Origin of the sequence: Bradyrhizobium sp. CCH5-F6, assembly GCF_001556045.1 — a bacterium.
In the GTDB taxonomy this organism is placed as follows: Bacteria; Pseudomonadota; Alphaproteobacteria; order Rhizobiales; family Xanthobacteraceae; genus Bradyrhizobium.
In genome coordinates this window covers 1-22,357 of the sequence record NZ_LSIC01000205.1, presented here as the reverse complement: position 1 = coordinate 22,357, position 22,357 = coordinate 1, and the positions used below count along the sequence as shown (strand labels likewise).

23 protein-coding genes and 2 pseudogenes are annotated in these 22,357 nt (G+C 59.7%); 5 read left to right on the top strand and 20 right to left on the bottom strand.

Annotated features, from left to right (window positions below; all coding sequences use genetic code 11):
* The first annotated feature begins 25 nt into the window (after positions 1–25).
* Entirely contained in the window at positions 26–1,546 is a 1,521-nt protein-coding gene (glgA, locus tag AX729_RS36525) for a glycogen synthase GlgA (RefSeq protein WP_057197044.1), read from the top strand.
* A gap of 117 nt (positions 1,547–1,663) precedes the next feature.
* Here glgA and AX729_RS41930 read toward each other — a convergent pair whose 3' ends face one another.
* The 7 genes and pseudogenes from AX729_RS41930 to AX729_RS41925 all read right to left on the bottom strand — a co-directional run.
* Entirely contained in the window at positions 1,664–1,969 is a 306-nt protein-coding gene (locus tag AX729_RS41930) for a hypothetical protein (protein WP_156457405.1), read from the bottom strand.
* A 381-nt stretch (positions 1,970–2,350) separates the two neighbouring features.
* Positions 2,351–2,788, bottom strand: coding sequence for a c-type cytochrome (locus tag AX729_RS36515; RefSeq protein ID WP_057197045.1), 438 nt, complete (start codon positions 2,786–2,788; stop codon positions 2,351–2,353).
* Between the two features lie 194 nt (positions 2,789–2,982).
* Positions 2,983–3,198, bottom strand: a complete 216-nt coding sequence (locus AX729_RS36510) for a hypothetical protein (protein ID WP_057197046.1) — start codon at positions 3,196–3,198, stop codon at positions 2,983–2,985.
* Between the two features lie 119 nt (positions 3,199–3,317).
* Positions 3,318–3,992 (bottom strand): methyltransferase family protein, encoded by a 675-nt coding sequence (locus AX729_RS36505; protein WP_057197047.1) that lies wholly within the window; start codon positions 3,990–3,992, stop codon positions 3,318–3,320.
* Entirely contained in the window at positions 3,989–4,246 is a 258-nt protein-coding gene (locus AX729_RS36500) for a DUF2933 domain-containing protein (protein WP_057197048.1), read from the bottom strand. The genes AX729_RS36505 and AX729_RS36500 overlap by 4 nt, the downstream gene beginning before the upstream one ends.
* A gap of 544 nt (positions 4,247–4,790) precedes the next feature.
* A pseudogene (locus AX729_RS41450) lies at positions 4,791–4,995 on the bottom strand (NrsF family protein); the annotation flags it as partial.
* 65 nt (positions 4,996–5,060) lie between these two features.
* Positions 5,061–5,237 (bottom strand): annotated as a pseudogene (locus AX729_RS41925) (TolC family outer membrane protein); the annotation flags it as partial.
* Positions 5,238–5,516: 279 nt separating this feature from the next.
* On the opposite strand from AX729_RS41925, the gene AX729_RS40245 reads away from it, so the two are divergent.
* A complete protein-coding gene (locus AX729_RS40245; RefSeq protein WP_156402745.1) occupies positions 5,517–5,903 on the top strand; it encodes a hypothetical protein in 387 nt (128 codons plus the stop codon).
* 413 nt (positions 5,904–6,316) lie between these two features.
* Here the strand turns inward: AX729_RS40245 and AX729_RS36495 are convergent, their stop codons facing one another.
* The 4 genes from AX729_RS36495 to AX729_RS36480 form a co-directional block, all read right to left on the bottom strand.
* A complete protein-coding gene (locus AX729_RS36495; protein WP_057197049.1) occupies positions 6,317–9,508 on the bottom strand; it encodes an efflux RND transporter permease subunit in 3,192 nt (1,063 codons plus the stop codon).
* The gene (locus AX729_RS36490; RefSeq protein ID WP_057197050.1) at positions 9,505–10,935 is read right to left on the bottom strand and encodes an efflux RND transporter periplasmic adaptor subunit; all 1,431 of its coding nucleotides are present in this window, start codon (positions 10,933–10,935) and stop codon (positions 9,505–9,507) included. Before AX729_RS36490 ends, AX729_RS36495 begins: the two co-directional genes overlap by 4 nt.
* Before the next feature lie 91 nt (positions 10,936–11,026).
* A complete protein-coding gene (locus AX729_RS36485) occupies positions 11,027–11,422 on the bottom strand; it encodes a FixH family protein (protein WP_057197051.1) in 396 nt (131 codons plus the stop codon).
* Between the two features lie 118 nt (positions 11,423–11,540).
* Positions 11,541–11,924, bottom strand: coding sequence for a hypothetical protein (locus AX729_RS36480; RefSeq protein ID WP_197433759.1), 384 nt, complete (start codon positions 11,922–11,924; stop codon positions 11,541–11,543).
* A gap of 158 nt (positions 11,925–12,082) precedes the next feature.
* Between AX729_RS36480 and AX729_RS36475 the strand changes: the two genes are divergently transcribed.
* Complete coding sequence (locus AX729_RS36475) at positions 12,083–12,760, top strand: class I SAM-dependent methyltransferase (protein WP_057197053.1); 678 nt, start codon at positions 12,083–12,085, stop codon at positions 12,758–12,760.
* A 301-nt stretch (positions 12,761–13,061) separates the two neighbouring features.
* Positions 13,062–14,621: an oleate hydratase gene (locus AX729_RS36470; protein WP_057197054.1), complete on the top strand. Its 1,560-nt coding sequence runs from the start codon at positions 13,062–13,064 to the stop codon at positions 14,619–14,621.
* Positions 14,622–14,721: 100 nt separating this feature from the next.
* Here AX729_RS36470 and AX729_RS39280 read toward each other — a convergent pair whose 3' ends face one another.
* Positions 14,722–15,168, bottom strand: coding sequence for a helix-turn-helix domain-containing protein (locus tag AX729_RS39280; protein ID WP_082529006.1), 447 nt, complete (start codon positions 15,166–15,168; stop codon positions 14,722–14,724).
* 78 nt (positions 15,169–15,246) lie between these two features.
* A complete protein-coding gene (locus tag AX729_RS36465) occupies positions 15,247–15,678 on the bottom strand; it encodes a helix-turn-helix transcriptional regulator (protein ID WP_057197055.1) in 432 nt (143 codons plus the stop codon).
* A 358-nt stretch (positions 15,679–16,036) separates the two neighbouring features.
* On the opposite strand from AX729_RS36465, the gene AX729_RS36460 reads away from it, so the two are divergent.
* Entirely contained in the window at positions 16,037–17,068 is a 1,032-nt protein-coding gene (locus AX729_RS36460; protein WP_057197056.1) for a TorF family putative porin, read from the top strand.
* Between the two features lie 236 nt (positions 17,069–17,304).
* Here the strand turns inward: AX729_RS36460 and AX729_RS36455 are convergent, their stop codons facing one another.
* The 7 genes from AX729_RS36455 to AX729_RS40240 form a co-directional block, all read right to left on the bottom strand.
* Complete coding sequence (locus AX729_RS36455) at positions 17,305–17,634, bottom strand: hypothetical protein (protein WP_349510060.1); 330 nt, start codon at positions 17,632–17,634, stop codon at positions 17,305–17,307.
* 225 nt (positions 17,635–17,859) lie between these two features.
* Positions 17,860–18,549, bottom strand: a complete 690-nt coding sequence (locus AX729_RS36450; protein ID WP_057197058.1) for an MFS transporter — start codon at positions 18,547–18,549, stop codon at positions 17,860–17,862.
* A gap of 389 nt (positions 18,550–18,938) precedes the next feature.
* Positions 18,939–19,352, bottom strand: a complete 414-nt coding sequence (locus AX729_RS36445; protein WP_057197059.1) for a DUF1622 domain-containing protein — start codon at positions 19,350–19,352, stop codon at positions 18,939–18,941.
* Positions 19,353–19,390: 38 nt separating this feature from the next.
* Positions 19,391–20,647 (bottom strand): OpgC domain-containing protein, encoded by a 1,257-nt coding sequence (locus AX729_RS36440; RefSeq protein WP_057197060.1) that lies wholly within the window; start codon positions 20,645–20,647, stop codon positions 19,391–19,393.
* Positions 20,640–21,311 carry a YqaA family protein gene (locus AX729_RS36435; protein ID WP_057197061.1) on the bottom strand — a complete coding sequence of 224 codons (672 nt, stop codon included), beginning with the start codon at positions 21,309–21,311 and terminating at the stop codon, positions 20,640–20,642. Before AX729_RS36435 ends, AX729_RS36440 begins: the two co-directional genes overlap by 8 nt.
* A 237-nt stretch (positions 21,312–21,548) precedes the next feature.
* Positions 21,549–21,875, bottom strand: coding sequence for a hypothetical protein (locus AX729_RS36430; protein WP_057197062.1), 327 nt, complete (start codon positions 21,873–21,875; stop codon positions 21,549–21,551).
* Between the two features lie 83 nt (positions 21,876–21,958).
* Positions 21,959–22,357: hypothetical protein (locus AX729_RS40240; protein ID WP_210183203.1), on the bottom strand; the 399-nt coding region annotated here is incomplete at its 5' end.

Sequence of the window (22,357 nt, the reverse complement as noted above, 5' to 3'; positions counted from 1 at the left end):
TCCTTGGCATCAAAGGGGAGACGGGATGGGAGCGCGGCGGAAGGCGCATGATTCGGTTCGACGTGGGCGGCCGACCAAACCCGGAAGTCGGGCTACGCTCGGCGCCGACCCCGCTCCACGTAGCCGTCCCAAGATCCTGTTCGTCACCTCCGAATTTGCCGACTACGTAAAGGTGGGTGGCCTTGGCGAAGTATCCGCGGCGCTGCCCCGCACGCTCCGAAACAAGTGCGATATGCGCGTCTTGCTCCCAGGTTATCGCGATGTCGTCAGCCAACTACAGGCAGTCGAGATCGTTGGACGTCTGCCGTCCTGCGGCGACATCCCGGGCTGCGATCTTGCACGCAGCATCACGGGCGACCTTCTTCCGGTTTATGTGCTGCTCTGTCCGCAGCTTTTCGAGCGCGACGGCGGTCTCTACGGGGACGCAACGGGGGCCGACTGGAAGGACAATGATCTCCGTTTTGCGAGGCTGGGCCTTGCCGCCGCACAAATCGCATCCGGCGCAGGCGATCCAAACTGGGTACCGGACCTGCTGCATCTCAACGACTGGACCTCGGCGCTGGCGCCCGCCTATCTCGCCTGGAGCGGCCGATCGACACCGAGCGTGCTGACCATCCATAATCTTGCGCATCGCGGCTTGTTTTCGCGGCATCGCTTGGATCGGCTCGGCATTCCTCAGGCAGCATTCGACATCAATGGCGTCGAGTTCTGTGGTGATATTTCCTTTCTCAAAGCGGGCATCTTTTACGCATCCCATATTACGACCGTAAGTTCGACCTATGCGCGAGAAATCGTGACGCCTGAGCATGGCTGCGGCTTGCACGGGCTGCTCAGAGGAAAGCTCGATCAGGGGCGCTTGACCGGCATCATCAACGGCATCGACGAAAGCTGGGACCCTCTGACGGACCCGCACTTGGCGCGACCGTTCAGTCCAGATGACTGGAAGGGAAAGGACGTCAATGCGCAAGCGCTAAGGAGGACCTTCGGCTTGGCGGTGTCGCGCGGCCCGCTGTTTGCGATCGTCTCGCGGCTGGTCCACCAGAAAGGTCTCGATATTGCAATCGAAGCCATCGAGACGATCGTGCGGCAGGGCGGCCAGATCGTCGTCACCGGCAAGGGCGAAAGCGAGGTCGAGCAGTCACTCTGCCAGATGGCCAAGCGATATCCGGGCAAGCTCGGCATCAAGATTGGATACGAGGAAAAGACTGCGCGGCAGATGCTGGCGGGAAGCGACTTTCTGCTGATGCCCTCGCGCTTCGAGCCATGCGGATTGACGCAGATGTACGCGCAACGCTTCGGCTCGTTGCCCGTTGCCCATCGAACCGGGGGGCTCGCCGACACGATTCAGGACGGCGTCACCGGCCTGCTTTTCGGTGACCTCTCCCTTGGCAGCTTCCTGGGAGCGATCTACCGCTCGCTCGACATCTATCATTCACCTCGGCGGCTGCGGGAGATGCGGACGGCCGCGATGGCGCGCCCCGCCGGCTGGAATGATGCCGCGGCAAACTATGCGAACATCTACGATTCAACCCTCTCGGTCGCCTGAGGCGGCATGCCGGCCACATTGCCAGAAAAATAACCGCGCAGGTTGCATACCGAGCCGAACCGCTCATTGCGCGCGCGATGCCGCCAGCCCTGAACCAGATCAGATAGGCGACTCACCCTAACGCCGAGGACACACGCCCTCAGCGGCGTCGGAAAGTTTGCGTGCAATTTCCCGCATCAACAAACCATGATTCCAGCCGTTGCCGTCGCTTTTGGCGAAATTCCGAGCGCGATGGAACGCGTGGGTCTCGGCCGCGTCATCACCGACGCGGATCACCACGTCCGGACGGAAAGGGCAGACCGCGGTGGCGCGCTCGTCAACAGCGCGTTGCGAACCGCTCATTGCGCGCGCGATGTTGCGCGTCTGCTGGCTGATGTCGTTGCGGCGCTGTCCGGACGCGAAGGCATGCAGTTGGTCTCTCATATAGACCTCGGACTGCCCCTCCAGCCAGGGGCTTCCCGCCTGGTTATCTATCTAGGCTGCCGGCGGCACGAGCCGCAGGGGTGCGATGCCGTGCAGCGGGGCTGCCGTGCATTGACGCGCGCACCCGAGCGGAAGTCCAGCAACCGTGTGTAGATCACGCTCGCATCCTGGCCCGCTAGATACGTTATCCCGTCGCGATGCCAGCCTGAGACGTGGGTTGGCCTCGAGCGCGCGCCTCCCCGTCGGGCGGGGCCTGTCAGCCATATGAGAGGAACCCGCGATAAGTCCCGCTCGAGCAAGCCGGAGCACGTTCTGTTCATCCACTGCCAGCCGGGCTCCTAACGCGCCACCAAGTTCGGCAAGCTTTGAGAACTCTGATGACTACATCCGGTGAGGTCGATACGGGATACCGTTTGCGACCTGCAGTTCTCTTACATACTGCACGATTGACGTGATCTGCTGCTCACTGACCTGGGGTTGCGGCGGCATGTTGCCGTAGGGCCAATGGTGCTGACGCACGCCGCGCTGGGCCGCGAAGAAGAAGGCGGCATCGGAGTGATGGCCGGGATTGTAGATCTCGTGAACCAGCGGCGGGCCTTTGTCGGTTCCCGCGGCTTTGAGGCCGTGGCAGGCAGCGCAATTCGCCTCGAAAAGCACCTTCCCACTTCGCCCGATGGCGGAGAGCTCTGGCTCGTTCACATTGACAATGTAGCCCTTAGCCCTTTCGGCGGGCCCCAGCGATTGCCACACCGCGACGCCAAGCCCAGCGGCCAGCACGGCAAGAACCAGGTATTTAGGCGCGTTCGCGGCCAAGCTCATTGCCTTGGACACCTCTTACGTTATGGATCTCGGGGCCGCACGCCAGGGCGGTAAACGCCCGAGGAGCGGGGATGATCTCTTGGCATGAAGGGTTCATTTGATCTTCGACAGTTGGAGCAGCGATCACATCAGATCCGCTCGCCAATTTACAGAATTGTCTTTCGCAGATTCTGGGATTTCGGGCACCACATTGCTTAGGCCGACTTCCGTTTGGTCAGATCCAGCAACGCTCGCCGCGCTATTGCTTCGAGATCGCCCAGCGTGGTTTTCCCGGCGCTCGCCGCTTCGATCAAATGCTCCGCAATGTATTTGCGGCTTTCATGATCCCCGCCATGCTTGGACAAGTCCCGGCAGACGTCCTCGAGCACCACGTTCATGTTAGTCTGAGTGCGCTTGTCGAACTCGCTCATCGGATATCTCCTAGCCCTTGGCGCCTGGCGATTTGGACTTTACGGAAGAGGTTTTGCGGCGACGGCCCGACGTTCCAAGCCGGAGGTGATGCCGAGTGCTCAAGGAGCGCCGTGCGCGGCTAACCATGGCGATACCCTCCGCGGGACTCCTGACCCAAGATCCTGCTGAGCTTCGGAATAAAACCAGGCACCTCGGCTGCATATCTCACATATGCGTCGCCAAACTCTCTTCTCGCATCCTGCTCCTCGGTCCGTGCCAGCCTGACGTACATCACTGTGAGCACCGGAAACATGGCGAGCGTAAGGATGGTCGGCCATTGCAGCAGGAAACCGAACATCACCAGGATGAATCCAACATATTGCGGGTGCCGCACATAACTGTAAGGCCCGGTCGTGGCGAGAGACCGCGCCCGCTGCGCATCGTAGAGCACCTTCCAGGCGGCGGAGATCAGAATGAACCCCCCGCCGATGAACACGAAGCTCAGGATATGAAATGGACCCGCATGGGGATTGGCCTTCCAGCCGAACATCATCTCCAGGAGGTGACCGGCGTCATGGGAGAACCAGTCGATATCAGGAAATCGCGACTGCAGCCACCCCGAAAAGAAGTAGATCGTCAGCGGAAAGCCGTACATCTCCGCGAACAGTGCCACCAGAAAGGCACTGAAGGCGCTGAACGAGCGCCAGTCCCTCGGCGTCTGCGGCTTGAAAAAGGTATAGGCAAAGAAAATGAAGATGGCCGCGTTGACGATCACAAGGCTCCACAGGCCATAGGCAGGTGCGGCGTCGCTCATGACGTCCCCCTCTGGTCGTCCTGTTGGTCTTGTCTCCCGTGATGACCGTGCCCGCCGTGCATGAACAGATGCATAAGCGGGCAGGCCAACAATGGGAGCCAAACCAGAAGGCCGACCACGTGCGCCCGGTGTTCGGTAAAGAGCAACCCGCCGGCGATAAGCAGAAACCCGATCAGCACGAGTGCGGCCTTGGATTTCACGGACATGCTCTCTCGCGTATGCTCCCGATGATCGGAATGGTCTTGCACCGCCATGACCTGAACTCCTGGACATCCAAGCGGAAAGTAGACAACAAGTTGGCACAAACCTTTTTGATCGAGATCAATGGGATCTTGGGCAGAGGATACCGCGCGGCAAGCGTGAAGCGCCATTCCAATGTCTGGACTGACGGACGATTCGATCCGCTCAGTTCCGTGTCATCGGAGACTTCGGGCCTCCCCGGTATCTCCAGACGCGGCTGCTCGCCTCTGGGGCTGGCGCGACGAAGAAGCCAGGCGTCCTGGGGACTGAAGCAAACGCAGAACTCCATCCACCTTGCGGGACGGATGGGCCATAGGCGCCCTGCCTGGCCTCGCTTGGCCAATACCGCTTGTCCGAAATCGTAGCTCCTGCGTATGCGTTGGGACACCCACACCAGCAGCAGCAACATTGCACCGAAGGTTTGTTTTGACATAACCCGGCTCCTGGTCATTCGACGAGAAAGCTTGAGATCTGCCTCATTGAGGAGTTCGGAAGAAAGCGCGGGTTGGTTACAGGCTCACGCCGACGTGAAACGGCGAAGCCTGGGTTACCTGCGCATAACTTGGGGCCCAAGATCGCGCCTGCTACGGTGCAGAGCACAATCGTGCCACCGCGCCAGATTGCGACAAAAGCAACGAGTCGTCGGTGCAATGAAGAGCATAAGCGATGGCGCTGATGCCGCCCAAACAAGGCCGGCAAACGCGCCCGTCCGGACAAGGTTGGTCGGGGCCGCTGTTCGCACCGCAGCGATGACGGCGTCGAAAGATGTTGCAAGCCTGCGCTCAGGCTTGCGTTGATCTGGGGACGATAGCCAGAGAGCGCCCGTCACACATTCTCGTCGGTCGCGCGCTGGCGCGCCCGCGCTGCATTCAACTGCGGATTCGACTGGTAGGCGTTCACGAGTGCGTCCGAAAGGGTTTCCGCGCCGGCAGGGACGGCCGTAAAAGAGGAAAATCGACGCGGTGAAGGAAAATATTCGCCGCTCCGAGTGCGTCGAAAAGTCAATACTCGATCCTCGCATGTTCATCCCGGCCTCGGCGTCACCTATAGTTCTGACGCCGACCCACCGGGGCAATTCCCTGCCGGAGGGCGGGAAGATAATTTCCGGCCAAGTGCCTGCAGACCTGTTGATGCATGGCCTTCGATTGACTCAGATCAACTCGGAATCATCAAATTGGCGACATCGTTTGTCTTCGGCACCCATGCTCCAATTCGCACCCATGCTCCAATTCAGAGGCGCAAACTTGATATCTGACGTAGTGGGTCGGCTGCAATGAGGCGACCATGAAGACCAACGAAGGGCTGTTCATTCTTGGAATATTGGCAACAAGTTACCCGCTTGTTTTCGATTGCGCTCAATCGACGGCGTTGGCACTCGCAAGTTCACCTAACCGTGAAGCTCCTTTCGATCCCGCTCGGATCGACCGTCTGCCGCCCGACATCCGACGTGCAGCTCTCCGCATGTGCCGAAAGCGGCCAACTGCGGCCGAACACTTTGTAACTTATCTCGACAATTCGAGGCTTGTCAGGTTGCATTTCGAGCACTTCTATTGTGAAGGCAGGCCAGGGCTTTGTAGAAGTGCGGCAAACTGCCTCCACCAGGAATTTGTTGCTTCGGGTTCTGGTTATCGGCTTGTCAGGAGCTACTACGGTCGATCCCATCATGATTGATGCGGCCCCCTATGATGGTCAGGCAGGGAGCGGCACAGCGACCTTGGCGACGCCATGCTGGAATGGATTCTGCGCATGGTAGGTCAATGGTTGCTCTCTTTGAATAAAAGGCGGCGAGGAACCTTAGTGCCGTTCATGTAGTCTATTGGCGTCCGCCTTGATTGCGTTGATGGGCTCGCATCGACATGAGGTGGAGGTGCTTGGAAGCCCCCTAGGGTAAGGCCGGTCTGGATCAAGCTCGTGCGTCAGCCAAGTTCATTCCAAGTCGAACCTCGCGCACAGACAATCCTACTCACCGCGGATATGTCGCCGGTCCGAGCAAGCGCTGGCAGCAGCGCTGCGGCTGTCGCGAGCGGAGATAATTCCGCGCGTCTTCATTCTCGGCCTCCGTCTTATTGCTCATTATGCCTATATCATTCGGCCGGCTCCGGAATACGTACCCTTTTGGTTGTCGCTTGCAGTCGCACAGGGCGTTGAGGGCCACCGGGCTCGCTCAAAGGCAAGCCAAAGCCCTTGATCAGTCCGAAGATCGCCGGGATCACAATCAGCGTCAGCAGCGTCGAGGAGACCATTCCGCCGATCATCGGCACCGCGATGCGCTGCATGATCTCGGATCCCGTACCCGTGCTCCACATGATCGGCAGGAGGCCGGCCATGATGGCAACAACCGTCATCATCTTCGGCCGGACGCGCTCGACCGCGCCTTCCATGATGGCGTCGTAGAGATCGGCTCGCGTGACGGTACGGCCCTCCGCCTTGCGCCGCGCACTGATCTCCGCCAAGGCGTGGTTCAGGTAGATCAGCATCACGACGCCTGTTTCGGCGGCGACGCCGGCGAGCGCGATGAAACCGACGGCGACGGCGACCGACATGTTGAAGGAAAGCCACCACATCATCCAGAGGCCACCGACCAGCGCGAACGGCAGCGACAGCATCACGATGGCCGTCTCGGTGAGGGAGCGGAAGTTGAGATAAAGCAGCAGAAAAATGATAAGCAGCGTCACAGGCACGACGATCTTCAGCCGCGCTGTGGCGCGCTCCATGTACTCGTACTGACCGCTCCAGAGCACGTAGTAGCCTGCCGGGAACTGGATGCTTGCCTGCACCGCCCGCTGAGCATCGGCCACATAGCCTCCCAGGTCTCGGTCGCGGATGTCGACATAGATGTAGGTCGCAAGCTGACCGTTCTCGGTCCGGATCGTCGTCGGTCCGCGCGCCGGCTCGACACTTGCGACTTCGCCGAGCGGCACGGCGCCTCCGGCCGGCAGCGGAACGAGGATATCGCTAGCAATCGCTTTGGGATTGTCCCGGAGATCGCGGGGGTAGCGCATATTGACGCTGAAGCGCTGCCGGCCCTCGACCGTGGTCGTGACCGTCTGGCCGCCGAGCGCGGTCGCGATCGTGTCCTGAACGTCCTGGATCATGAGGCCGTAACGCGAGAGCGCATTGCGATCCGGCGTGATCTCGAGGTAGTAGCCGCCGATCGAACGCTCAGCGTAAGCCGACGAAGTGCCCGGGACGGCCTTCAAGACCTGCTCGATCTGCTTGGCGAGCTTATCAATCTGCACGAGATCGGTGCCCATCACCTTAACGCCGATCGGGGTGCGAATGCCGGTCGACAGCATGTCGATCCTAGCCTTGATCGGCATGGTCCAGGCATTGGATACGCCAGGGAATTGCAGCGCCTGGTTCATCTCGGCGATCAGGCCGTCAATGGTGAGGCCCGTGCGCCACTCCTCCTTCGGCTTGAGATTGACGACAGTCTCGAACATTTCGGTCGGTGCCGGATCGGTCGCGGTCGACGCGCGTCCTGCCTTGCCGTAGACCGAGGCGACTTCCGGAAACGAGCGGATGATCCGGTCCTGCATCTGCATCAGTTCGGCGGCCTTGGTCACCGAGATGCCCGGCAGCGTCGTCGGCATGTAAAGCAGCGTGCCTTCGTTCAGCGTCGGCATGAATTCTGCGCCGAGCTGTCGTGCGGGCCAGATCGTCACCGCCAGGACCCCGACCGCAAGCAGGATCACGAGCACCTTCGCGCGCAGCACCGCCTTGATGACCGGACGGTAGATCCAGATCAGGTAGCGGTTGATCGGGTTCTTATGCTCCGGAACGATCCGTCCCCGAACGAAGATCACCATCAGCGCCGGGACCAGCGTCACCGACAGCAATGCGGCGGCGGCCATGGCGAAGGTCTTGGTGAAGGCCAGCGGGCTGAACAGCCGTCCCTCCTGCGATTCCAGGGTGAAGATCGGCATGAACGATACGGTGATGATCAGGAGACTGAAGAACAGCGCCGGCCCCACCTCCGATGCCGCGTCGATCAGGATCTGAACGCGCGTCTGGCCTGGCCTCGCCCGCTCCAAATGCTTGTGGGCGTTCTCGATCATGACAATGGCCGCATCGACCATCGCGCCGACCGCGATCGCGATGCCGCCGAGGCTCATGATGTTGGAGCCCAGGCCCAAAAGCTTCATCGCGCCGAACGCCATCAATACCCCGACCGGTAGCATCAGGATTGCCACCAGTGCGCTGCGGACGTGCAACAGGAAAACGACGCTGACCAGAGCAACCACGATGCTTTCTTCAACCAGCGTACGCTTCAGAGTGTCGATCGCGGCGTAGATCAGGTTGGAGCGGTCATAGACCGGCACGATCTCGACCGACTTGGGCAGGCTGGTGGCGATCTCCTTGAACCGTTTCTTGACGTTCTCGATGACGGTAAGCGCGTTGACACCGAAGCGCTGCAACACGATGCCGCTGGCGACTTCTCCCTCGCCGTTAAGCTCGGTGATACCCCGCCTTTCGTCGGGGCCCAGCTCGACCCTTGCGACATCGCGCAGCAGCACCGGCGTGCCGTTGCTCACCTTCAGCACGATATTGCCGAGGTCGTTAATGCTTTTGAGGTATCCCTTGCCGCGGATGACGTATTCGAATTCCGATAGTTCGACGGTGCGGCCGCCGACGTCGGCGTTGCTGGCGCGGATCGCCTCGCGCATCTTCTGCATGGTGATGCCGCGATCGCGCATGCGTTGGGAATCGAGGATCACGTTGTACTGCTTGACGAAACCGCCGACACCCGCGACCTCGGCCACGCCTTCCGCCTTGGCAAGCGCGAACTTCAGGTTCCAATCCTGGATGGTTCGGGTCTCGGCGAGATTCAATTCCTTTGAAATTACCGCGTACTGGTAGACCCAACCAACGCCGGTCGCGTCGGGACCGATGGTGGGGGCCACGCCCGCGGGCAGCCGCGAAGTTGCGCTGTTGAGGAATTCGAGCACGCGCGACCTCGCCCAGTAGATGTCAGTGCCGTCCTCGAAGATGACGTAGACGAACGACACGCCGAAAAACGAAAAACCGCGCACGACTTTCGATTTTGGCACCGTCAGCATTGCCGTGGTCAAGGGATAAGTGACCTGGTCTTCAATCACCTGCGGCGCCTGACCGGGATATTCGGTGTAGACGACCACTTGGGTATCGGAAAGATCGGGGATGGCGTCGAGCGGAAGATGCACCAGCGCGTAAAGGCCGGCGGCAGCCGCAAAGGCGGTGCCGAACAGCACTAACAGCAGATTGCGTGCCGACCAGGCGATGGCTCGGGCGATCATTGGTGCCCTCCCACGTGTTTCGCCCCGCTTGAAGCTCCGGTCGCCTCCGGCGTGGCGGCTTCCGCAAAGCCCTTCAGCGCGGCCTTCAGGTTGCTTTCGGAATCGATCAGGAAGTTGGCCGAGGTCACGATCGCCTCGCCCTCGCTCACGCCCTCCTTCACCTCGACATAGCCGTCGCCGCGGCGGCCGAGCTTGACGGTGCGCGGCTCGAAGCGGCCCTCGCCCTTGTCGATGAACACGGCCTGGCGGCTTCCGGTATCGAGCACGGAGCTGTCTGGGACGGCGACGGCCGCCGTCCCAGTGGCGGTGCCGATCTCGGCGTCGACATACATGTCCGGTAGCAACGCGAGGTCGGCGTTGGCCAGCTCGATCCGGACCCGCGCGGTTCGCGTTTCGCGGTTCACTTGCGGATAGATGACGCTGATCTTGCCGCCGAATTCCCGCCCGGGGAAGCTGCGGGCGCGCACCGCAACGGGCTGACCGACCGTGATGCTGCCGAGGTCGCGCTCCGCAACATCAGCCAGAGCCCACACGACCGAAATATCCGCAATACGAAATAGCACGTCGCCCGGTTGCGCGCGCATGCCCTCGATGGCGTTGCGCTCCAGCAGGATGCCGTCGCGCGGAGCCGACCATTGGATGGTGACAGGAACTGTGCGGCTCTTCTCCATCGCGACGATTGCAGGCTCTGGAACGTCGAGGTTGGTAAGCCGCTGCCGTGAGCCGCGCCCGTACGATCCGATGCCGTTGGTGACAGGGGAATCGATGGTCGAAATATACTGCGCCGCGGCCGATGCGACGGCGGGACTGTAGACCTCCATAAGGTGCTCTCCCTTCGCGACGCGGGTGCCGGTCGTCACATCGGCGACTTTTTGCAGGAAGCTCTCCGCGCGCATCGCGATCACGGAGACACGCCGCTCGTCGAGTTGAATGGTGCCGGGTGCCCTCACCAGGGTCCGAATCGCGCGACGCTCGGCTGGTTCTGACTTCACGCCGGTTCGCTGGATCTTGCCCGTCGAGAGTTTTACCAGGCCGTCATCTACGTCGTCGCCTTCGTAGACCGGGACATAGGCCATCCCCATCGGGTCGGTCTTCGGCACCGGCGAGGTATCCGGAAGTCCCATGGGATTGCGGTAGTAGAGGATTTTCCGCCCCGCCTGTGCCGCTTGCGGCTTCGGCGCGGGCTGGTCCAACGACGGCTCTTCGTCGTCGTAGACCGGCAGATAATCGCGGCCCTGGCTGTCCTTTTTGGGACCAGCCGACCAGAATGGAGCGCTGCTCGGGTCGCGGTAGTAGAGCACGGACCTCTCGGCTGCGATTGCGCTGGCTACATAGGTTTGCGCCCGCATGTGCGGCTGTTGGCTTAGCCAAAAGCCGGCAGCCCCGAGCCCAACGCTGGCTGCGAGCGTGATCACAAGCTTGTTCATATCATTCACCTTAATGGCGCGTGCCCAAAGGCACTTTGAGCTAGATTAAAAAGTGCGTCGGCGCTCCGGGTCGAAGCGCCGACAATGCCCCTTACTTGCTCGCCTTGATCACCACTTTGCCGATCACAGTCTCCGCCTCGCCCTGCACCTTGGCGGCGACGCTGAGCTGGTAGCGACCGGCCATCGGCAAATCGGTCTTGAAGGCGTAGACGCCAGGCTCCTTTGCCGGCAACGGGCTGACCGGCGATTCCATCTCGGCCATCCCGTCAGGCGCCATGTCGACGCGGGTGCGGATGATGACCGCGTCCGGCACCGGCTTTCCCGTCGCCCTGTTGGTCAGGCGCACCGCCACCGTCACGTCGTCGCCCTTCTTCATCTCCGCATTGATGGGCTCGAACGCGTAATCGCTCGCCGCAGCGAAAACCGCCGAGCCTGAAAGACTGGTCACGGTGGCGAGCGCCACGACGCGCGTGAACTTCGAAATCATTGGATCTTCTCCTCATAGGTCTGGTCTCTCCACGGCTTCGGAACCGAATCGAAGGCGCGCGGAATTGTCGCCACACGCGAGCGCAAACGGCTCACGGTCGGCAGCACGCGAGAGAAGATCAGACGCGCGGAGGACGGAACGGCGGACTGCCGCTATGCAAAGCGACGACCTGCTCCACCGGAATGGGGAGCGGATTTCCCGTCACGATCGGGAAATCAAACGGAAAACTGGTGACATCAGCGATGGTACCCGACTGCGACGCGCAGAAGGCCAGCGAGCACTGATCGCTCGGCTGGTCGCAAGGGTTGGCCTTGATCTGGTCCGCACAGCAGTCGTCCATGGCTTCCGGCACGTCGGAGCTCACAACTGCCATTTCTTGCGATGCGACCTCGTGCGCCATCGAGCCGGAATTGGCAGCTCCCGCCATCGGTAGCATTGCCACCGACAGCGCGGTCACCAGGGCCAGGATGGTTCGAGAGAGGCGCATCGTCGTTTTACTCACCCGCCCATTCATGTTGTACGTACTGGCGGTATCCTCACGTTTCTCCCCATGTAACCCTAAGAATCTCGCAGATCGTTGATCTGGCTCAACTTGCTGCCTTTATTTCCGATTATGTGTTTCGGCTTAGCTTGTGATTGATCTGCATTGGACGGCAAAACATGTCGACGCCGCAGGCAGTGGTCGGATTGGCGCGTGTTTCCAACCGAATTCGGCTTGGTTTTGCCAGACTTCTCTACGAAGGCTTTTTCGATGTCATGATGAGCGATCGATCCTGGCAGGAAGCGGTTATCGATTCTCTTGCGCCTCGGGCGGACGACCGCATTCTTGATTTCGGCGCAGGTAGCGGGTCGATGGCGATTATGCTGGCATTGCGTTTTCCAACCACGACCTTTGTCGCCGTGGACCCTGACCCGAGCAGCGTCGCGAAAGCGGTGCGGGATATTACGCGCCGTCACATCGAGAACGTTCAGGTCCTGGCCGCAACGACTGGCGATCGATTTTCGTTCGGCGCCGGCTCTTTCGACAAGGCCGTCAGCGTACTTAGTTTCCACGATCGCTCGCCCGATGAAAAGTGTCGCCTTGCCAACGAATTACGAAGGGTTCTGCGGCGCGGCGGCACTTTACATGTGGCAGACTACGATAAGCCGACCAATTCCAATGAGCACAGAATACTCAAGTTCACCGAGCGCATCTCTGGGCCGGCTGCCGCAACCCCACATCTGAACGGAAGCTGGACGGGTTCTCTTGTTAACGCCGGCTTTGTCGGCCTACGCCGGCAATCGTCGCAGTCTGTGGGGATTGGACGCATATCCGTCATTAGAGCCAGGAAACCGTGATCCGATCTCGCTCGCGCGCCACGCAGCTGGTGCGGCTGGGATCGTCACAACCGCTCCGGTTGGAAGCGATGATCGCGTTTGCGATCGGCCACTCGAGCTAAGCTATCCGCCAGCTCAAACGACACGCCCAGTTCGGATTTTTGAGACGAAAAGTGTTAATCGGCTTTCAAGTTTTGGACGCCGTTCCCCAACTTAGGGGGCAATTGCAGGCCGAAACAACAACTTGATTTAGCTCAAGGCCCGCGGCTTCTCACACAATAGCTTATCGCGCTAGACACCCTTTCAGCCAGGAAAGCCTAACATGAAAGCCTACTTCATCGGCGGCGGAATCGGATCGCTCGCCGGCGCCGCCTTCCTGATCCGCGACGGCGCAATGTCAGGCAGCGAGATCACGATCTATGAGAACCTCTCGACCTTTGGCGGCAGTCTGGATGGCGCTCAGCTTCCAGATGGGTCGTATTCGTTGCGCGGCGGCCGCATGCTGACGACCGACCACTACGAATGCACGTGGGATCTGCTTTCAACGATTCCGTCGCTCGAGCACCCGGGCCAAACCGTCCGCGACGAGACGGTCGCATTCAACCTCAAGCACAGAGCCCATTCCAAGGCACGACTGGTCGACCGTAACCGCTTCAAGGTCGACGTGTCGACGATGGGCTTTACCATGCGCGATCGCGAAGAACTGGTGCGCCTGGCGATGGCCTCGGAAGACGAGCTCGGCAACAGCCGCATCACGGACTGGCTGTCCCCGGCATTCTTCCAGACGAACTTCTGGTACATGTGGCAAACGACGTTCGCCTTTCAGCCCTGGCACAGCGCGGTCGAGCTCAAACGCTATCTGCATCGGTTCATGAACGAGTTTCCGCGCATCGAGACGCTCGGCGGTGTCAAGCGAACCATCTACAACCAGTATGACGCGATCGTTCGTCCCGTGGAAGCATGGCTGAAGGATCACGGCGTTCGGTTCGTCAGCGACGGGCGCGTGACCGACATCGACGTTGCGGACGAAGGCGGAAAGGTCCGGGTGAAAGGCCTTACGATCGACCGGAAAGGCGCCAAGCTCGTCGCGACGGTCGAAGCCCACGACCTCGTGTTCTTTCAGAACGGTTCGATGACCGACGCATCAAGCCTCGGCTCCATGACGAGCCCTGCCGAACCACGGACGAAAGCCGACAGCGAAGGATGGGTCCTCTGGGAGAAGATCGCCGCCGGGCGGCCGGAATTCGGCAACCCTGCCGTGTTCAACAGTTCGATTCCCGAGTCCTATTGGGCATCGTTCACGGTGACCTGTCGCGACCGGAGCTTTTTCCAACAGATGGAGGCATTCTCCGGCAACGCCGCCGGCACGGGGGGGCTGGTCACGTTCAAGGATTCCAATTGGCTGATGTCGATCGTCCTGTACCATCAACCGCACTTCGTCGGCCAACCAAGCGACGTGGCGGTATTCTGGGGCTATGCCCTGCACCCCGACCGGATCGGCAATTTCGTAGCCAAGCCAATGTCGGAGTGTGGAGGAGCGGAAATCTTGCGCGAGCTTTGTGGTCATCTGAACTTCGACTATGCGGTCTTTCGACGAGCGACCTGCATTCCCTGCCGAATGCCGTACATCACCAGCATGTTTATGCCGCGGCTCAGGTCCGATCGTCCGCTGCCTGTTCCGCCGACTTCCAAGAACCTGGCGTTCATCAGCCAGTTCGTCGAAATTCCGGACGAGGTGGTCTTCACGGTCGAGCATTCGGTGCGCGCAGCCCAAACGGCGGTCTATCAGCTGCTCGGCATCGAGCGTCCCATCCCGCCGATCACGCGTCACGACAGGTCGATCGGTGTTCTGATCCATTCGCTGGAGAAGGCTTTTGCCTGATCGGCAGTAGCATCGACTTGATCACGCCGGAGTTCCTTGTCAGCGGTCGCGCACGATCTCCAGTTCATACGATCAGGCGTCTTCGCCGCAATAATTTGGATCAGGCGGAGGCCTTCGCGCAGTTTTTTGCACGTCTTCGCCTGTTGCATTCTTCCAAAAGTTCGGGCGCATCCCAAACAACCGAACCATCTTCCGCCAGGATGAAAGGATCAACAACCAACGGATCAAAACCCAGCCGAGTGGCCTCTTCCATGGCCGCTTCGTTATTTGGAAAACGGTCACAACGCAGCAGAGCGAGGGAGTAGAGCTCACTAGACTGCTGCAAAATCGGCCCGTCGGCATATACAAGGATTACTGGACCGAAGTCAGGGCGCTGTCGCCGCAATTGTGAGATCTCTTCGCAAGCAAGCTCGACAGCTCTCGGAATGGGTCTGACTTCTCGTTCCCAATTCTGGAAGCTACCTCGGTTTATTCCAAGCTGCTCCGCCGCATCAAACTGGTTGAACCCGTGCTTTTTTCGCCACTTCTTGAGATCCCAGCAATCCAAAGCCGCACCTCAGCTAATTTTTGAAGCGTTCAAAGGCATAGAATCTGCGGCACAAATCCAAAGTGACTCGTGTATGTCTCACGGCCTATCCTTGTTCTGGCTGAGCTTCTCACATTGTTGAATCAGCTGGGGACCACTCCAGATGATGACATTGCCCTCGTCGATAATCAGGGGATTAAAAAAGCTTGGGCTCGTTCTGAGCTCCAAGATCTTGCGGAAGGCGGTGTGATTATCCGGATAGCGCCTGCAGGTGAGCGTCGGCGGCCCCGCGACGCTATTTGGCGACGGGAGTGGGACGCTTGCGTAGACCAGGGTAACCGGCCCGAACTCGGCGCGTTGCTTCCAGCGCCGAATGAGCTGCCGGGACGCCAAATGGACGGTGACCGGAACAGGCGTGACGTCGTGTTCCCAATTCTGAATGGTGGCTCGCGTAACCCCAAGCTCATTGGCCGCATCCTCCTGCGTGTAGCCCAGGAGCTTGCGCCATATTCGTAGTTCACGTCCGTTCATGGCAGCCTTCCGTTGGCAGCCCAGCCGAATAGGTCGTTGCTCAATGCTCTCAACAGGGATGTTGCCGGAGCGCCAGCCGCAGGCAGTCCGGTTTGGCGCGTAGAGCAGTTTGGCGGGCGGTCCGAGGAGTCGCGCTTTGCACTTATTCTCAGAAATCTATGGTCTGAATACAACACCTGCCAAGAACTCACTTAGGATGGGTCAAATTGCCTAGCCTTTGAGCAATTGCCCACGGTTGTGGCTTCGCAATTCTGCGCTTTGCTGGGTAGGTTGATCCTAGAAAGACGTGTCGAGCAACAGCTGAGTCCCTACTCTTCTTGGCGCTCGGCGAGGGGCTGCAACTGTGATGGGGGTTGTCATGAAGAAAGTGGGTCTGGTCGCGGCGGTGCTTGCGATCAATGCAGGTTCGGCTGTCGCGGCGGACATGTCCGTGAAGGCAGCCAAGGCGCCGCCCCCGCCCGCCTTCGAGGCGTGGGATTTCGCCTTCGGCGCTGCACTCATGAGCGACTACGTGTTCCGCGGCATCACTCAATCCAATCACAAGCCATCGGTCGCGGCCTACTTCGAGCCGCGCTATAACGTCACCAAGGATGTGCAACTGTATATCGGCGCCGGCGGCGCGAGCATCTCGTTCCCCAACCGCGCCGCAGCCGAAATAGATATCTATGGCGGCATCCGTCCCACTTTTGGCATCTTCGCTTTTGACTTCGGCGTCTGGGGTTATCTTTATCCCGGTGGCACTTGTTACAACGCCTTCGCCTTTCCGGGCTCGGGAATTCCTGGCTCAGAGGCGGGTTGCGTAGCAAACGCCGACCCTGTCACCCTCGGACTTCCGATCAATGGCAATTTCGCCAAAAGGAACGCCAGTTTTTATGAGGGTTATGCCAAAGTCAACGTGACCCTGAATGACCAGTTTCAGATCGGCGCCAACAACTACTATACCCCCAATATGATGAACCTCGGCGCCTGGGGCAACTACGCCTCGATCACCGCCAAGTGGACCGCTCCAAGCTCGACCTTCGGCACCAGCGGTATCGGCATGTACGTCTCTGGTGAATTCGGACGGCAGTGGCTCGGCACCTCGGATCGGTTCTACGGAACGCAAATTCCAGGACAAATCTATCAGTTTGGTATTCCGGAGCCGAGCTACAACACCTGGAACATCGGGGTTGGCTTCACCTATAAGGTTTTTACCCTCGATCTGCGCTACTCCGACACCAATCTCTCCAAGGGAGCGTGCAACGCCTACACCAGCGACTTCACAGCGAGCGTGACCAGTCCAGCCAATGTTTCGCTCATCAACCCCGGTGGGTTTGGCTCCAACTGGTGTGGCGCCACTGGCATCGCCAAACTCTCGGCTGACTTGACTGCAATTACGAACCTGAAGTGAAGTTGGGTCAATTCGAAGACGAAGGGGCCGCTGTTCATCGTGGCAGCGGCCCTAAGCTCGCGAAAAAAGCGACCAGCATAGCGGCTCACTCAATGAGCCGACGACCAGCAACGGTTTGCCGTCACGATGCAAGCTCCGAGGCTCATCTTCTGGATTCTATCAATCTGTCGCAAAGGATTGCATGCCGAAGCGCAGATGTGCTGCTCTGGCGGCGATCCGCTTGGTCCGACATCAGTTCAGTCGGTTTTTGAAGCGGTCAACCTCCCGGAAAGCGGCAGCGCGAGCAGTGTTCCGACCAGCGCGGTGATCGCGGAAAACACAAAAAAGCTTTGGTCCGAGCCTTGCGAAACCATTAGTCCCGCGGCTGCCGAACCAAGCGCTTGCGCGAGGCTCGTGACCGCGGTCCATCGGCCCAATTGCTCGCCCTGGTGCTCACCTGCCACGATCGAGGTCCAGTAGGTGATCGCCGGCGCCGCGATGCCCGCGGCCGCGGCGACCAGGCCAACACCGAGCACCACCGCTGCCGTCTGGGTTAGCGCAGGGAAGATCGCCAGCCCGATTGCCAGTGCGCCTAATGCCGGCGATCAGCCATTTCGTCACATGTGGCTGCACAAGGGACGACGAGAAGAGAGCCGTTTGAGCCAGCAGCATGACCGCGCTACACTCGGCAAGAACAAGCGCTACGAATGCGGTGCCCTGGCTTGCGACGAAGCTTCCACGCAAGGTAAGGACGACGTCAAAGGCCGCCACGCATCCAGCGACGACGGCAGCCAGCCAAAGCAGCTTGAGCGTCATTGCACGACGAATTTGGCCCGGCAAAACATTGCGCTGGCAGAGCACGGACGAAGGCGACGCTCGCACGGGATCGCAAGAGCTAGAACAACGGCGGACAGAAGAGCAAACCCCGCTGGCCAAAGCAGCGCATACTGAGCCGTCGAGAAAGGGCTGCCCGCGGCGGCAAAAACCGAGCCGCCTAAGAATGGCCCTGTCATGAAGCCAGTCATCGTCGCCGCCCCCAGCCAGGCGAAGCGCCGTGCGCGCCAGCCATCGTCCGGCGCAAAATCACCTATGAGGGCCAAGGCGACCGGCGTGACTGCACCCGAGCCCAACCCGCCGAGAATTCGGGCCAAATAGATCGAGAGGAGACTATCGGCAAATTCAAAGATGACCAGACTTCCGCTGAAGCCACTCAGTCCCATCGCCAAGACAGAGCGGCGCTCCCACCGATCCGACATCTTGCCGAAAAGGGGCGCCGAGATGAAAACTGAAAGCGTATAGATACCTGTAATCGGTCCAGTATGTCGGGAAATCGTCTTCGTATCCACCGCATTCGCAAGAATAGCGACCCTTGCAGGCAAGCTTGGCAGGATCACGCTGAACGCAAGCGCTGTCGTGAAGCACAAGCGCTGCCCGGAGTTCAGAGAAAGCTCTTCGTCGCTGCGGTCCGTGACGCCTGAAGCTCTATATCCAAGCCTTCCCATACAATGCCACCTCTTCGCTATCGTGATTCCCACCCTGTGCCGCTCGGCCTCGAATTAAAACTGCTTCTTTTTGGCGCGAGAAGGATTGAAGGATTGGCGAAATGGCTTCATCCAATGCGAGCCAGCCACTATCTGCTTTCGCTGACTTTTTCTCCATGCTGCGCGGACTGGCTGAGCTTGCTGCCAAATCCCTCCGCGACAGGCGCACCCCGCTGTCCGACGATAATCCTTACCGCCGAGCGAACGTATTTCAGCCTGGTCACGGCACTGATTGAGCGGACACGCGTCAATCGCGACGAAGCCCTCGAAAAGATGTTTGAGGCTTTCTACAGCTCGGCATCCCAGAACCTAAGCGAGCCCCCACCGCCGTCAGAGCCCGATTAAAAGGGTCAGAGCCCGGCGCGATCCGCGTCGTCGTCCCCACCCGTGTGCCGCTGCCACGGTAAGCGGCCCTCGATTTCGATCTGAAGCGAGAAGCTCAGGAACGTACGGATCACGATGATCAGCGCGAGGACGCCGAGCCGATCGAACGACGGCACGATCGCGATCATTCCGATGATGTCCGCCGCAATCAAGAACTCAAGACCGAGCAGGATGCCGCGGCCGAGGTTAGCACGATACGAACGAAACGCATCGGCAAATTGCCGGTGCCGCATCTCGCGCAGCGACCACACCGTCGCACCGACTACACCGCCGACGATCACCACCACTCCGAGCAGCTCAATAGCGGACGCCGTCCAATGAAGCCCATGCAGAATGGCGGCTTGCGTTTGTTCGGAGAACGTCAGCTCGGAAGTGATCATCCCTGCCCCACGACATGCCTCTGAACCAATAGCTCATTTTATCCTTCGGCACGGGGCTCGCGGCTTCGACCGGCTTCGCTTTTCGCCAACTTTCCGCCAGAAGATAGGCTCTTATCGACGTCCTTCGACCATGTCCGATAATAGGCGATGATCGTCATGATCCACAGACCTGCCGCGCCCATCAGGAGTTGAGCCAGCACCCCTTCCGAACCGAACGCCAGCATGAAATGCGCGATGAACGAGAGGAACAAGCCAACGCAAAACACCGGCAGCGACTGCTGACCGCACCTGATCAGCGGTCTGAAGATCGGCCATTTCAGTCCTGGCCAATCGATCGGAATGAGCGAGACGACAATGAACACCAGGCTCCCCAAGTGAATCACACGGTAGGGAGCAAGGTTGGTCTTGTCGTTCGGAATGAATAGCCCCGCAATGGCGTCAGGAATGAACGGCCGCAGTTCGGGAATTCGCTCGCCCAGCGAGAGGGCAAGCGCGAACAGGACGAAGCAGATACTCAGCACGAAAAGAAGTCGGGAATGCAGGAGGACCCGGGTTGCCGTGGCTCCCCCGAGCGCCAACCAAGCGCCGAGAACAAAGAGCAGCTGCCATGCAAATGGGTTGAAATACCAAGCGCCCGCAGGATAGGAGGCGAAATTCCAGCCGTAATGGCGCGCCGCCAGATACAACCCGATCGATCCGATCATGACCGCGTTGCGCCATCGCAACATGAACCACAGGACGATCGGGAAGGCCGCCATCAGCACGATGTAGAGCGGCAGAACGTCGAGATTGAGCGGCTTGAACTTGAGCATCAGGCCTTGCGAGAGAGTCTCGACCGGGAAGTTCATTAATGGCGCCACGTTGAATTGATCCATCAAGTGCGGATCGTCGAACTTATGCGCAAGGTAATGAACCGCAGTAAGGTAGAAGATGAAGATCAGCAGATGAGCGACATAGAGCTGCCAGACCCGCCGCAACAGCCTGGTCGCGCCGATGACAAAGCCGCGCTCCATCATCATCTTGCCGAAGACGAAGGTCGCGGTATACCCGGAGATCAGCACGAAAAGATCGGCGCCATCGCTAAAGCCGTAATTTCGCGTCGTGAACCAGGCCAGCACCGAATCCGGAATATGCCCAAGAAAGATCAACCAGTTTGCCAAGCCGCGAAACAGGTCCAAACGGACGTCGCGTTGTGACTTTGGCAGCACGGACCTGACGGTGATTGCTTCCCAAACCCGCTGCGGCGCAATTTGCAGGGTCCAAGCGGACGAACGGCCACTGATCTCGTCAGCCAATGTTACCTTCTCCATTTCTGATGCCGTGCTTCTGCGTCGTCGTCGTTGTCCAGACACGTATTCTACGAATCGTGGCCTTGCCAGCAACGAGCCAGGTCTGCAATCGAGCGGTGGAAAACCTGCTCCATGGAACGGCGTGGTCGGCGAGGGAACGAATGGCGTTCGGGAAACGAACGGCGATGTACGCGTAAGCCAGGTATTTGATGATCTTTCCGGCAACGATCGCAGCAAAGACGTCCGGTACCGGCAGGCGATAGATTCCGACGACAGCGAGCATGGGCAGTTTGGGAATAGGAAGTGGTACAGCCATCAACCCGAACAGCGCGAGAAGCCCATATCTTGCCAGCCAATCCGTGGCTTGTAACCAGGCCCGCGACCCGGCAAGCTCGGGGTAGCGCTCAGCCAAGATGTTCCAGCCAAAATGATGAAAAGCGAGATAAAGACCGAGTGACGCCACAGCGCTCCCGAGCGCCGCCACCGACGCAGTCGCGGCCCACCGCCTCCGGCACGCCAGGGTGGCGGCGATTACCAGCCATTCCACGGGGATGCTCATCGACAGAGTTGAGAGAAATGCCGTCACTCCGACCAAAGGAATAAATGAGCCCCGCTCGGCCCGCTTGATGATCGCCGCAATGATCCTGTGCGTCCTTGCGTGAACAATCATTCATCCCCCGATAGGCGAAATCAGGACTCGGTTTTCTTCAATTCCGTGTGCTGAACCGGTCAGGACCACGGCGCAGTTCCTCAATGTGATTCCTCATCACATGGGTGAATAAGTGCCGGCTGCAGTGACTTTGCAAATCAGAGTCGCTGCAGATGGCCAATTTAAATGATCTCCGCTAGGCGATCCGCCGAGTCGCTCTATTGGCTCTCCATCGCCCTGCGAGATGCTGGTGGCGGTTTACTTGAAGCCGCTGGGCGGCGCCGCGTTCGAGTTTGCCGGCGGGTTGGCTCCTTTCGTGGCGGTTGTATCGCTGGCACCGCCTTGCTTCATTCCGGACCCCATCCGGCCGTGTTCGCCCTCCATTCCCTTGGCGCCCATTTTACCGTGGTCCATTGCATCATGGCCCATACCCTGGCCTTGCTGCGCCGGCATCGTCTGCTGAGCGGGCGCATTTTGCTGCGCGTGCGCATCCGGGGCGTGTTGCGCGGAAGCCGCTGCCGAGTAGCTCAGAGCAAGAGCCAAGGCGAAGGCTACCAGCAGGCTCTTTTGACCGATCATGTTCATCAATTGACTCCATCATTGGGTTTTGTGACCAGTTTGTAACTGGTCCGCCCACGTTAGGGTGGCTCACCGATGAAACTTTGACGCTAATCAATGGTAGGCCTACGCTTGTGCACTTTTTTGCAATGCGCCTGCGCTGCCACTTCGACAACCGCGCCGTAACAGATCCCGAGGGCGCGATTCCGGACCAATTCGGCACAAATCAACAGGTGAGCCTCTATCAGAATGGAAAATGCGAGCTCCCATACGGGCTTGAGCACGGATTCACAATTGCGCATGCTGAACTCACGGAAGATGGTTTGCTTATGAATTTGCGCTTCACCTTGCCTTCGGCCGCGAACTGTACGTAAATTCGTGGCACAGATCGCCACCAGCCAGGAGGACATATCGTGCGCCAAGCAGCCGTTTGTACAGCGATAGCGTTTGGGCGGAGCTATGCGGGAAAGTGGGTGATGACGGGTTGAGAGAGGCGGCGTATCGAGGCG